Origin of the sequence: Paenibacillus sp. PCH8, assembly GCF_002968835.1 — a bacterium.
Lineage (GTDB): Bacteria > Bacillota > Bacilli > Paenibacillales > Paenibacillaceae > Paenibacillus.
The window spans coordinates 739,217-752,533 of record NZ_PKQK01000003.1; the positions used below are offsets into that span (position 1 = coordinate 739,217).

At 48.2% G+C, this 13,317-nt stretch carries 10 protein-coding genes and 1 other annotated feature; of the genes, 2 read left to right on the forward strand and 8 right to left on the reverse strand.

Going from position 1 to position 13,317, the window contains the following annotated elements; all coding sequences use genetic code 11:
- Positions 1-119: 119 nt before the first annotated feature.
- Positions 120-473: a hypothetical protein gene (locus C0Q44_RS20635; protein ID WP_105409108.1), complete on the reverse strand. Its 354-nt coding sequence runs from the start codon at positions 471-473 to the stop codon at positions 120-122.
- 94 nt (positions 474-567) lie between these two features.
- Here C0Q44_RS20635 and C0Q44_RS20640 point away from each other — a divergent pair, with 94 nt between their 5' ends.
- A complete protein-coding gene (locus tag C0Q44_RS20640; RefSeq protein WP_105409323.1) occupies positions 568-1,464 on the forward strand; it encodes a polysaccharide deacetylase family protein in 897 nt (298 codons plus the stop codon).
- Between the two features lie 110 nt (positions 1,465-1,574).
- Here the strand turns inward: C0Q44_RS20640 and C0Q44_RS20645 are convergent, their stop codons facing one another.
- The 4 genes from C0Q44_RS20645 to C0Q44_RS20665 all read right to left on the reverse strand — a co-directional run bounded on the left by C0Q44_RS20645 (position 1,575) and on the right by C0Q44_RS20665 (position 5,118).
- A complete protein-coding gene (locus tag C0Q44_RS20645; RefSeq protein WP_105407801.1) occupies positions 1,575-3,134 on the reverse strand; it encodes an IS1182 family transposase in 1,560 nt (519 codons plus the stop codon).
- A gap of 92 nt (positions 3,135-3,226) precedes the next feature.
- Positions 3,227-3,865: a metallophosphoesterase gene (locus C0Q44_RS20650; RefSeq protein WP_374955120.1), complete on the reverse strand. Its 639-nt coding sequence runs from the start codon at positions 3,863-3,865 to the stop codon at positions 3,227-3,229.
- Between the two features lie 255 nt (positions 3,866-4,120).
- The gene (locus C0Q44_RS20660; RefSeq protein ID WP_105409111.1) at positions 4,121-4,528 is read right to left on the reverse strand and encodes a hypothetical protein; all 408 of its coding nucleotides are present in this window, start codon (positions 4,526-4,528) and stop codon (positions 4,121-4,123) included.
- A complete protein-coding gene (locus C0Q44_RS20665; RefSeq protein ID WP_105409112.1) occupies positions 4,525-5,118 on the reverse strand; it encodes a CPBP family intramembrane glutamic endopeptidase in 594 nt (197 codons plus the stop codon). The genes C0Q44_RS20660 and C0Q44_RS20665 overlap by 4 nt, the downstream gene beginning before the upstream one ends.
- A 335-nt stretch (positions 5,119-5,453) precedes the next feature.
- Positions 5,454-5,684: a binding site (T-box leader), on the forward strand.
- A gap of 199 nt (positions 5,685-5,883) precedes the next feature.
- On the opposite strand from C0Q44_RS20665, the gene serA reads away from it, so the two are divergent.
- Positions 5,884-7,476: a phosphoglycerate dehydrogenase gene (gene serA / locus C0Q44_RS20670; protein WP_105409113.1), complete on the forward strand. Its 1,593-nt coding sequence runs from the start codon at positions 5,884-5,886 to the stop codon at positions 7,474-7,476.
- 66 nt (positions 7,477-7,542) lie between these two features.
- Here serA and C0Q44_RS31570 read toward each other — a convergent pair whose 3' ends face one another.
- The 3 genes from C0Q44_RS31570 to C0Q44_RS20690 all read right to left on the reverse strand — a co-directional run bounded on the left by C0Q44_RS31570 (position 7,543) and on the right by C0Q44_RS20690 (position 13,266).
- Positions 7,543-10,350: a beta strand repeat-containing protein gene (locus C0Q44_RS31570; RefSeq protein WP_374955121.1), complete on the reverse strand. Its 2,808-nt coding sequence runs from the start codon at positions 10,348-10,350 to the stop codon at positions 7,543-7,545.
- Positions 10,299-11,672, reverse strand: a complete 1,374-nt coding sequence (locus tag C0Q44_RS30335; RefSeq protein ID WP_105409115.1) for a collagen-like repeat preface domain-containing protein — start codon at positions 11,670-11,672, stop codon at positions 10,299-10,301. The genes C0Q44_RS31570 and C0Q44_RS30335 overlap by 52 nt, the downstream gene beginning before the upstream one ends.
- Before the next feature lie 196 nt (positions 11,673-11,868).
- Positions 11,869-13,266 (reverse strand): ATP-binding protein, encoded by a 1,398-nt coding sequence (locus C0Q44_RS20690; RefSeq protein WP_308737448.1) that lies wholly within the window; start codon positions 13,264-13,266, stop codon positions 11,869-11,871.
- Between the last annotated feature and the right edge of the window lie 51 nt (positions 13,267-13,317).

Sequence of the window (13,317 nt, forward strand, 5' to 3'; positions counted from 1 at the left end):
TAAATCTATGTAGTTATGTTATCATTTTATACCTGTAAATGCACGAAGTAAAATCGACAAAAAAAGAATCATTCCACAGCAAATCAAGACTGTGGATGATTCTAATTGGAGGTTTTGGTTTATAAACCCGGTACTGTTGTGTTTGTTTGGGTCAAAATCTGCTCAACTTCGTGCTTAACATCCGGATTCGTACGAATAAAATCCTTGAGCATGCTCATATTCGCTTCTTTTTCCTGCGGAGTGATTGTTCTTACGCTCTTTGCGGCTGGGTTCTTGTGGGTTTCACCATGTTGATCTTGCTTGCTGCTGAACCCATCCATACCCGGAAAAGTCATCTCCATCATTTTATGTTTCGCCTGATCCATCATGTTTCGCGATGAACCCGAAGACAGCATGGGCAATCTGCCTTTGGACAGCCACGAACTGGCTGCAACACCAATTACAATTCCCCAGAAAAAGGATGACGCCTTCATTACACCAACCTCCTTTAAGTGTTAAAATCACATGTAGTGTTTGCGGGAGCGAGCAATCTCATTCCGAATAAATACAGGAAAGCGAGTTGAAATGATGTTCAGATATACCGCTGCATTAATTATTGTTGCAAGTTTGCTGCTGTCGGCTTGTGGGGCAGAGGACAAAAAAGTGACAGAAAGTGCCACCCCCGTTGGCGAACCCAGTACCACAACTCCAGAAGAGCCGAGTAATTCTAACCAAGGTGAAACAGGAGAAACGGGGACTGCTGTATCCGAGCCTATAACGAACGAAACAACGGCGACAGAGGCAGAGCATGCAAGCTCCGAGCAGGTTGCGACAGAAGAGGAACTACAAAAGACGTATCATATGAATGCAAATTATTATATTAAACCGAACGATGAGAAGAGCCCAAGCAAAGTGGTCTTGTTAACTTTTGATGATGGACCCAAAGAAGAAAAAATGATTACTTCACTAATCGACACTTTAGATAAACACAACGCAAAAGCGATATTTTTCGTCAATGGATATCGGGTGAAAAACAATCCGGGTCTGCTCAAGTTCATACATGAGCGAGGTCAGATTGTAGGCAACCATGCCTGGGATCATGAGGATCTCAAAAAAATGACCACGTCTGAAGCAGCCAAACAAGTTGCGGATGTTCAGAAGATTGTGAAAGACACCATCGGTGAAGAACCGCAGTTCTTCCGTCCACCTTTTGGATCTGGTAATGATGCACTGAAGGCTACTGTGAAGAAGAACGGCATGTTGTATATGACATGGTCCAATGGTTCGCTCGATTGGGATAAAAGCACCAAAGACAAACCAGAGAAAGTAATTCAAAATGTACTGGATCAATTAAATCCCGGAAGCAATATTTTGATGCACGAATTGCCATGGACAATTGAAGCCCTGGATGAATTGTTGACCAAACTTGAGAAGAAAGGCTATTCCTTTGTCGATCCGCGTGCAATTGAATTGGAAGCTCGTTAAATTGTAATTTTGCGCATCACAGAGAAACGGGGCTGTCTCAAAAGCCCTTAAAAAGCGTAATGTCAAAAAGAAATAACACTCATACGTTCAAAAAAGGACAAAGCAGAGGTTTATCCTGCTTTGTCCTTTTTGTGTTTTTCCGTCATTGCGGCTTTTTTAAGCAGATTGTGGGCAAGGCAAAGCCACCCGACCTCCAGGCTTACTTTTTGCAAGCCGCGAAGCAGGAATCTTCGGAATCCCCGGTTGTTTTTGATTTGTCCAAACACACTCTCCGGCTCCGTCATGCGCCGAACGGAAAGGGTGTATCCTTCCTCGCTGCGCAGTCGTTCCCGCATCTCGTTTTTTTGCCGCATATAGGTCAGACTGATCGCGATCTCCCGATTTCCTTTGGCTTTGGTGCATGTTGCTTTCAGAGGACATGCACTACAATCTTCACTTCGATAATGGCGGGTACGAATCGTGTAACCACTTTCCGTGACCGTCTCGCTTTCGTACCGAAAACGTAACGTCTTCCCGGCCGCACAGCTCCATGAATCTTCCGTTTCGTTGTAGCTCCAGTGATCCACTTTGCCAATCGCTTGCTGAAAGGCCCTCGTTTTCTCCTTATGGTACGTCCCGTATTTGACGATCGCTTGGATGTTGTTCTCTTCGAAATAGCTGTAATTTTCTTCGCTTCCATATCCTGCATCGGCAATGACAGTCTTCGGTTTTTTGCCGAGCGTTTCTTCTAAATGATCGAGATGGGGCTTCAGACATTTCGTGTCTGTCGGTCGCTGGTGCACCGTGTAACCCAAAATAAATTGGTTTTCCGTTCCAATCTGCACATTGTACCCGGGCTTCAATTGACCATTTCGCATATGATCTTCTTTCATTCGCATGAACGTTGCGTCCGGATCGGTTTTGCTATAGCTATTCCGCTCCCCTGCGGTTTGGATCTGGTGCTCATACTTTTGCAGCCGCGGTAGCAAGTCTTTGCGTAACTGGCGCACGGCTTTCTTTACGATTTTGTTTTTCGGTTTTTCTTGTAAAGATTCCTCCAGTTGCTGAACCGCTTTTTCCACCTTTTCTGCCGTGAGTGCGGAAGCTTCCCCGAGCTCAGGGAGGTCTGTACCCGCGTGGAGCGCATCTTCTTCACTTTCGGCCGCTTCGATGGCTTGGAACAGGGTATGTACTTTTTCTTGCAGCTTGGCCTGGTACTTGACGACAGCCTTTTTCCAGACGAAGGTGTACCGATTCGCATTCGCTTCAAGCTTGGTTCCGTCCAGAAAGTAGTGTTCCAAGGATACGTATTGCTCCTGAACAAGCAACTCCAGTATATGGGTAAACACGGTTTCCAGCACTTCTTTCATCCGCTCGGAACGGAAGCGATTAATGGTCCGAAAATCCGGCTGTTGTCGCCCGGCGAGCCACATAAACATGATGTTTTCCCGAGCCGCCTTGGCGATTTGTCGGGAAGAATAGATTCGCTGGGTGTAGGCGTAGATGATGATTTTAGTGAGCATTTTGGGGTGGTAACTATGGCGGCCCCCGCCAGGATACGCCGCATTAAAAATGGAATCGCTCAGGCGGTTGACTGCGTCATTCACGACACGAACGATGTGATTTTCGGGGATATCTGTCTCCAAATCCATTGGCAAGAAAAGTTGATCCATGGTATATTGAATGTACAAAGAAACCGTCTCCTTTCAAATGGTGGGTCGTACTTCCATTTTACCAAGGAGCGGTTTCTTTTTGTTTTACAATTTAGAAAACAGGGCTGTCCCTAGCCATTTTTCTGACTTATGGGACAGCCCCGTTTCTCTGTGAGCACTTTTTCTGTAGGCACTCTTAACGTAATGATGTGCATCTCCGCAGGACAACCTAGTCGGAGAGGAAGATGATTCGTACCGTATCCTCTGCTAACAAGCATTTTGCCTTCTTGATCAATGTCCTCCGGATTGTGCTTCAGGGAGTACCATCCATTCGATATGGGACGATATGCTTTGCTCAGGAACACAGGTCCGAAAAATGGTAATACCAATTGTCCGCCATGGGTATGACCGCTTAAAATAAGATCTGCATTTTGCTCCAAGCGAAGGGCCTGCAAAGGATCATGAACGATAGCAATTTTGCAAAAACTGTCGCCGATCTGTTCTAGCAAAACATCTCCCTGTTTGGACCGATAATCCATACCGATCAGGCTCAATCTGTCGTTGCCGCTTTTTAGATATTCCACATTATCCTGCAGGAGCTGAACGCCCGATTCCCGAAGGATTCGAGCAAGTTGAGCGGTACCAGCCCGCTTGTCATGGTTGCCATACACTGTAAAAGAAGGAGCAATGTTCGATAAGAGTTTCATATTATGTCTAACCAGAGACCATGAGATCCCTTTTTCGGCAACGTCCCCCCAATAAGAACCCAATCCACCTTGTTTTTAAAGTTTTCCAGATCCGTCTGCTTCAGCTTGCGCTTGTGCGTGTCTGATATATACAGAATCACAGTCCCGTCAAAGGATGATGGCAGATGGGGAACTTCAACCTCTTCTTCAATTATTTGATGAGTATGGGCTTCGCGCCACATATGAAGAATTAATATGATTCCTATCAAAATGATTGAACCTGCGATTATTAGCATTACCACGGTAAGGGCAGGAACGTACTCAGAGCGGGTGCCCCTTTTACCCCCACCAAACCAGGCTGATCGTTAGCATGACAAAAATAAATATGAGTGAATTGACAAACCTCTTGCTCAATTTTAACCGACGTGAAGGATGTAATTCTGTCCGTGTAGGAAGCGAACCCGCTTCGGGGATCGATTCATCTGTTGAATTCGGCGTTTTTTTGGAGCGTGATGGTGCCCTTTGAGGAAGTACTGGACTTTCCAGTTTTTCTTTATAGGACTTGCGCTGTGATCTAGGTAAAGAAACGGAAGTAATTGGTGTGATTCCGCCAACCTCATCAGCTGCTACCGTCTCAGCAACCAGGCTGACTTGAGGAGCCACCTGACGCTCGGATGTCTCTTTTTTATCCGATTGACGATTGCGCTGACTGCCATATGTCTTCATTCTGCTTAACGGCTGATTCATGATCCCCTCCGATAACGTATCGCTAATCCGGACACCAAATCAATAATAAAATGACACAGTATAGGCGCCCATAATGTGCCGGATTGCATATAAATCCAACCCAATCCATAACTTGAAACAAACACCCATCCTGTTGGAATCCAGTGCCGCAAATAACGAATGTGGATCACTGCAAATAAAATACTCGTCCAATAAGGACCAATTGCGTGTTGTATGGCTCCCCGGAATAAAAGTTCTTCGCACACAGCGACAATTGCCGCTATACATATAATGTGCCAGATCGGACGCCGACGGAACAGCATCTCATTAATTCCCCCGTCATCCATGCTTTCCTGAGGTATGACATATGACAGAACCAAGTCCATAACAAGCATGACCCCTGCAAGACCAAGACCCCACCATATAAATTGGTAATTGTCAGGCCACGCAAGCACATCTAACAAATTTCTCTTCTGTAGTAAGATCCATACAACTCCAATAATCAGAGTCAGACCTTGTGTAAAGTATAGATTGATTAACAGCAAACGCTCGGTAAGCTGCTGTGGTTCAGCCTTCTGAATCTTAAACTTGGGAAATTTGAATTTTTTCATCGGATGCGTCTGTCCTCTTGAGTTATATTTGATGGATAACAATTTCATTATCCAATCGGATAGTATACTAAATCATAGCCAAAAAACGAATTAGGTTCAAGACCTGCCCGAAGTCCCGATTTTAGGTCAACACCATTACCTCATTAAAGCAGTAAAATCAAGTTCACCAAACAATATGTATTCGAGCCCTTCGCGCGAAGTACAGGAACTATTGTATAGCTCGTATTGGCTTAGTTTATATCTAAATCAAATGAGATCTTCAATTCATATTAAAACATTTAAGCCTATTGACATGCTCATGTCAGCCATGATACATTATGAAAAAATTAGTTACGTTAAACACGATGATGGAAAAAAGACGTTGCTTCGTCCTACAGAGAGCCGGTGGAGGGTGTAAATCGGTGGCAGGCAGATGATCTTGAGCGCTCCTGAGTTATTGCATTGAAATTGGAGTAGGTGCAATCGGTTTAGACCCGTTATCCTCTTCGGTCTTCATTGACCGCTAAGACTGTCGTTGCGAAACGGCGGTGAATTAGGGTGGTACCACGACAACTCTCGTCCCTTATTGCGCAAGCAGTATGTGGATTGAGAGTTTTTTAATTTATTTTAAAGGATATCTGTGGGATCGCTCTATTTGCTTCACCTTCCTCCTCTGCTGCGACACCGCGTTGTTGGACGGAAGAATCAACTTGGTTTTAAGGAATACCTCTTCGCTGAGGTCAGACCTTGACGATATAGATACACATACCTAAGGAGGAAGAAACCATGTACAAAGTGTTAGTGTCGGACCCAATCAGTGATCTGGGGATCCAGCAACTGGTGGATGCAAATGATGTTGTTGTTGAGAAGAAAACCGGTCTTAGTGAAGATGAACTTGTTGCCATTATTGGTGATTATGACGCCCTCTTGGTTCGCAGCCAGACTCGTGTTACAGATCGTATTATGACGGCTGGTACCAACCTTAAAGTGATCGGACGTGCAGGGGTTGGTGTAGATAACATTGATTTGGAAGCTGCTACACAGCGCGGTATCATTGTTATTAACGCACCTGACGGTAACACCATCACTACCTGTGAGCATACGTTTGCCATGATGATGGCACTGGCACGGCACATACCTCAGGCTTATGCCAAGACCATTCAAGGTACGTGGGATCGCAAAACCTTCCTGGGTGTGGAATTAAGAAATAAAACGCTGGGTGTATTGGGAATGGGACGGATCGGTAGTGAAGTTGCCAAGCGCGCCAAAGCTTTTGGAATGGACATTCTTGCATACGACCCGTTCCTCACGGAGGAGCGTGCCGAGAAGCTGCAGGTTAAGCTGGCCAGTGTGGATGATATTATTCGCAATGCAGACTTCATGACCGTACACACTCCATTGACACCGGAAACACGCCATATGATCTCACGTCCACAATTTGAAGTGATGAAAAAAGGGATGCGTATTATCAACTGTGCCCGTGGTGGTGTAGTCGATGAGATGGCTCTTGTGGAAGCTATTGATCAAGGTATCGTTGCTGGGGCTGCATTTGATGTATTTGAAAGTGAGCCACCTGCCCAGGACCATCCTTTCCTGAATCATCCTAGCATTATTGTTACGCCTCACCTTGGTGCATCAACTGTAGAGGCACAAGAGAACGTTGCGATTGACGTATCCGAGCAAGTGCTTCATATTCTGCGTAATGAACCGTTCAAGAACGCAGTTAACATGCCGGCTGTAGCTCCAACGGTTATGAACAAATTGCAGCCTTACTTTAAACTTGGTGAGACTTTGGGTAGCTTTGCGGCACAGATTACACAAAATGCGGTACAAGAGATTCGGATCGACTACGCCGGGGAACTTTCTGAAGTAGATACGTCCCCCCTCACTCGTTACATTGTAAAAGGTATTCTTGCAAGACATCTGGGTGGAGAAGCGAACATTGTCAATTCCATGCATTTGGCCAAAATCCGTGATCTGAATGTAGTTGTGAGCCAAACTTCCACTTCCAAAGGATTTACTAATCTGATTACTGTAACATTGGTTACAACTCAGGATGCTGAGGAACGCCGTGTAGCTGGTACATTGCTTGCAGGTTATGGAGAACGTATTGTTCGCCTGGACAAATTCCCTGTCGATATCGCACCGGAAAGTCACCAAATCCTGATCTCCCATAACGATAAGCCAGGTATTATCGGACGGGTAGGTACACTGCTTGGACAAAATGATGTCAACATCGCCTCCATGCAAGTGGGACGTAAAATTATTGGTGGTGCTGCAATCATGATCCTGACTGTGGATAAGGCTGTACCAAAAGATGTGCTTGTACAACTTGCTGCTCTGCCGGAAATTAACACAGCTGTTGAAATTGTTCTTTAGTAGATACTCATCAGATATAAGCGTCAAAAGAGACGATCCCTTTGGGGACCGTCTCTTTTTTCATAATTAGCTCAGGCGGATAATGTTGAGTGTTGCCCCTGGTGGTGATAACACGGCTGTTGCTATTAGGCCGAATAATTGAAGCTGAATGGTCGAACCCGCTGTGGCAGTGATAATAAAATCGGTTGCCAATTGACTTACCGTGAGAACAGGTGAGATTACACTCGGCGGGACTACAGCCCCGTTAAGTAAAATCCGTGACTGTATCAATGCTGCTGCACTCACACTAAACTTGTAGCTAATATAATATCTGCCTGCTGTAGCCAAAGTGAAGGTATCATTAGACCCATTCACTGTAATCCCAGTTCCAATGTTCTGGTTATCAGGAAGAGAAACGACTGTTCCACCTAGCACAATAATAATGGTGCCACTCGTATTCTCTGCATAGGATGAAGCTGCTGTAACCGAAGTTCCTGTTACACCAGTGGCTCCTGTACTACCGGTTGCCCCAGTCAACCCGGTGATTCCTGTTGCTCCTGTTGCTCCTGTCGCTCCTGTTCCACCAGTTACACCGGTTGATCCTGTACTTCCTGTGACGCTGACGCCAGTAGCTCCCGTAACTCCCGTTGCCCCAGTCAAGCCCGTTACACCGGTCGATCCCGTACTTCCTGTGACGCTTACTCCCGTGGCTCCTGTAACTCCAGTCGCACCAGTCAAGCCCGTTACACCGGTCGATCCCGTACTTCCTGTGACGCTTACTCCCGTGGCTCCTGTAACTCCAGTCGCACCAGTCAAGCCCGTTACACCGGTCGATCCCGTACTTCCTGTGACGCCTACTCCCGTGGCTCCTGTAATCCCTGTTGCCCCGGTCAACCCGGTAACACCCGTTGCTCCGGTTCCTCCAGTCGCACCTGTTAACCCCGTACTTCCGGTTACGCTGACGCCAGTAGCTCCCGTAACTCCAGTTGCCCCAGCCAATCCGGTGACGCCCGTTGCTCCGGTTCCACCAGTTGCACCTGTTAATCCCGTACTTCCGGTTACGCTTACTCCTGTGGCTCCTGTACTCCCAGTTGCCCCAGTCAACCCGGTGACGCCCGTTGCTCCGGTTCCTCCAGTCGCACCTGTTAATCCCGTACTTCCGGTTACGCTAACACCCGTGGCTCCTGTAACTCCAGTCGCACCAGTCAAGCCCGTTACACCCGTTGCTCCTGTTTCACCAGTTACACCAGTTGATCCTGTACTTCCTGTGACGCTTACTCCTGTGGCTCCTGTACTCCCAGTTGCCCCAGTCAACCCGGTGACGCCCGTTGCTCCGGTTCCTCCAGTCGCACCTGTTAATCCCGTACTTCCTGTGACGCTTACTCCCGTGGCTCCTGTACTACCTGTTGCCCCGGTCAACCCGGTAACACCCGTTGCTCCGGTTCCTCCAGTCGCACCTGTTAATCCCGTATTTCCTGTGACGCCTACTCCCGTGGCTCCTGTAATCCCTGTTGCCCCAGCCAATCCGGTGACGCCCGTTGCTCCGGTTCCTCCAGTCGCACCTGTTAATCCCGTACTTCCTGTGACGCCTATTCCCGTGGCTCCCGTAATCCCCGTCGTTCCGGCCAATCCGGTAACACCCGTTGCTCCGGTTCCTCCAGTCGCACCGGTTGATCCCGTACTTCCGGTTACGCTGACGCCAGTAGCTCCCGTAACTCCAGTTGCCCCGGTCAACCCGGTAACACCCGTTGCTCCGGTTTCTCCAGTCGCACCAGTCAAGCCCGTTACACCAGTCGCTCCTGTTCCACCAGTTACACCGTTTGATCCCGTACTTCCTGTGACGCTAGCGCCTGTCGCTCCTGCAACTCCAGTTGCCCCGGTCAACCCGGTAACACCCGTTGCTCCGGTTCCTCCAGTCGCACCGGTTGATCCCGTACTTCCGGTTACGCTGACGCCAGTAGCTCCCGTAACTCCAGTTGCCCCGGTCAACCCGGTAACACCCGTTGCTCCGGTTCCTCCAGTCGCACCTGTTAATCCCGTACTTCCTGTGACGCTTACTCCCGTGGCTCCTGTAATCCCTGTTACCCCAGCCAATCCGGTGACGCCCGTTGCTCCGGTTTCTCCAGTCGCACCAGTCAAGCCCGTTACACCAGTCGCTCCTGTTCCACCAGTTACACCGTTTGATCCCGTACTTCCTGTGACGCTAGCGCCTGTCGCTCCTGTAACTCCAGTTGCCCCGGTCAACCCGGTAACACCCGTTGCTCCGGTTCCTCCAGTCGCACCTGTTAACCCCGTACTTCCTGTGACGCTTACTCCCGTGGCTCCCGTAATCCCCGTCGCTCCGGCCAATCCAGTGATACCAGTTGCTCCTGTTCCTCCAGTTGCACCTGTTAGTCCAACTCCGGTTACACCTGTCACACCCGTAGCTCCTGCACCCGCAATTAAGGTGTAGTCCGGTGAGGTACCAGGTGTTCCTGTTGGTGATGCTACATTGGCAATATACGTACTGCCGTTAAACGTTACGACTTGACCCGCCGGATACGTTGGCGCTACAGCTGGATCAAACGGCACAATGCCACTTAAACCTACGCCTGTGGCTCCTGTGGCTCCTGTTGCTCCGGGCGCACCCGTTGCTCCCGTAGGTCCTGCTCCCGCAATCAATGTATAGTCTGGCGATGTTCCCGGCGTACCTGTAGGTGAAGCTACATTGGTTATATACGTACTGCCATTAAAGGTGACAAGCTGGCCTGCGGGATACGTTGGAGCTACTGCCGGATCAAACGGAACTGCCCCATCAAGACCGATGCCGGTGGCTCCTGTTGCACCTGTGACTCCGGATCCTGCTAGCAACGTGTAATCTGGTGAACTTCCTGGCGTACCTGTTGGTGATGCCACATTCGTAATATAGGTACTACCCCGAATGTGACGATCTGACCTACGGGATATGTTGGTGCTAATGCCGGATCGAACGGCACAATGCCACTCAAACCTATGCCTGTAGCTCCGGTTGCCCCTGTCGTTCCCGTACCTGTTGCACCCGCTGCTGCAATTAGCGTGTAATCCGGCGAGCTGCCCGGCACTCCTACAGGACTTGCAACATTTGTAATGAATGTACTCCCGTTATAGGTAACGACCTGACCCGCTGGATACGTTGGGGACTGAGCTGGATCGAAAGATGTTATTCCTGTTAAACCTACCCCGGTTGCTCCAGTTACCCCGGCAGCAGCAATTAATGTGTAATCCGATGAAGTTCCCGGTGTTCCAAGCGGACCAGCAACACTCGTAATGTAGGTGCTGCCATTATACGTGATAACTTGACCTGCGGGATAACTTGGTGCTTGCGCTGGATCAAATGCTAATGCTCCCGTCAACCCCGCTCCGGTTGCCCCTGTTGCACCAGCCGTTCCACCCTCCAAAAGTAAAGTATAGTCAGGGGAACTTCCGGGTGTGCCCGTTGGGCCATCCACATTTGCAACATAAAGACTCCCATTATAACTTACAACCTGACCTTGGGCATAAGTTGGCCCGAGAGCAGGGTCGAATGCAGTGATATTGTTCAAACCAACCCCGGGTGCTCCCGCTGGCCCTTGTGCTCCCTGAGGCCCCACCGGACCTACTGGTCCTACTGGTCCAATTCCTCCTGCGGGTCCCGCAGGTCCTTTCACCCCAGGGACGCCTGGTACACCGGGTACCCCCGGAACTCCTGGCACTCCCGGAACTCCGGGTGGGCCAGCCGGCCCAGTAATGCCCCCGGTTCCGAAAGTCGTCGTCGCCCGACTCAAAGATACCGATATGGAACGGATCAATCCTACAAGTTTATCCTTTTCTGCAGGTGGCACTTCCAGAAGCAAAGTCATATTTAACAAGTCATCTAGCAAGTTTTGTAAGTTACCCGCGAGATTGATTAATGCAACAGGGACAACCTCCGAGCCTGCAATCGTTAATTCCAATACGGCTTGCAGTTCTGCTTTTACGCCAGCACGAAAACCGGAATTATTTACAAAAGTAAGCAATTGGCGCAATCCGTTTTGTAATGCTAGTATATTGACTGAGGTTGGCTGACTAATTGCTGCAGGAATAGTCACAGCCAAAGAGTGAAGTATGGATTCGAACTGTTCTACTTCACTTGCTGTTATGGGGATAAATGGCGAGCCTGCTCTAAAAGATCTGCCCTCCAGAAATGCTTTGATATTGACCCTTTTTCGATCTTCGGACATGCTTAAATCACTCCTCCTTTAACATTCTTTTTTTTCAAGCTTATGTTACATAGGAGGAAAACTTATCTTGGACACCTTTTCTGATTAAAATAAATGGATGATTCATGTTCCACGTTGAACAAGATTAAACGGTACTCTTCAACAAAAAAACACCCTCCATAAGAGGGTGTTTCCGCAATTTTTGTATGAAATCAGGCTATTTCGATGAATCCACGGGAAATTGTAAAATAAACTCCGTACCTTCACCTAATACACTATTTACATGAATGATACCTTGATGGGCATCTACCATATTTTTCACAATGGCCAGACCAAGTCCTGTGCCTACACTTTCACCCCGAACTCGTGCCTTATCTGCTTTGTAGAAGCGTTCAAAAATAAAAGGCAAGTCGGAAGAAGGGATACCTACTCCCTGATCCTTCACCGATACTCTGGCGAATGGAGCGCGAAGATGTGTGACTAACTCAGCAGATATGGTTACATTTTTGCCAGAGGGCGTGTGCCTGAACGCATTATCCAGCAAATTAGTGAATACTTGCTCTAGTCGATCCTCATCCGCCTGTTGAAGTTCAATGGTTGACTGTTTGCATTCAAACTGCAGTTGGATTCCCTGTTCCTTCGAACGCACCGAGAACTTCCGATACACTCGTTCTAACAGTTCTCCGAGGTCAACCTCCTTCATTACCATGTCTGTGTGTCCAGCTTCCATTCGGGCAAGATCAAGCAAGTCTTTGACCAGTCTTCCCATCCGCAAAGACTCATCATGAATGACCTGAATGAGCTCTTCATTCTCCTCTGGTGAGGTTGCCATGCCGTCCAGAAGCGCTTCGCTGTAGCCTTGCATCATGGATAACGGGGTTCGTATCTCATGAGATACATTTGCCACAAAATCACGCCGCATTTTCTCCAGCCTGACTTCTTCCGTTACGTTTCTTAATACGGCAACGGCTCCTCTGACAACACTGTCAGCATATAGCGGTGCCATCTGAACGGACCAGACCCCTTGTTGTACATGTACATTGGAGCTCTGGTCCCCACCCTGCTCCATCACCATTCTGAACAAAGGAACGAGTGGCTCCGGAACATCACGCGAAGACTTTCCGAACGAATCCACATCTTGTCCCTCGTCCATCTGTGACCAATCCAGGTCATACCAGGCTTGCATGATCTTCTCTCCTGGCGGATTCGTCAAAATAACTTTCCCTTCACCATCAAAAGTAACCACTGCATCCGTCATGCTTCGGAGCACACTCGCCAAATGTTCCTTCTCGTGGTTAAGATTCCGAATGTTATCTTCCAGCTGGGCTGCCATGTGATTAAATGTATTGGCAAGCTCACCGATCTCATCACTGGTAACCAGGGAAAGCCGTGTTCCGTAATTTCCTTTACGAATGGCATTGGCTGCCTGAATCAACTGCTGCATGGGTTGCGTAATTTTGGTGAATAGAAACAACGCAAAGAACGTCGTTAAACTGAATCCGATAATACAAATATAGGTAAATAGCCGCTTGATATCTCTGGATTCGGATTCTGCAAAGTTCGTATCAATGTAGGGCAGCAAAAAAAGACCCAGCGCTATAAGTACACAACCCACAAGGCAAATTATAGTGATCCATAACTTCCCGACCAGCGATCTCCAGAAACT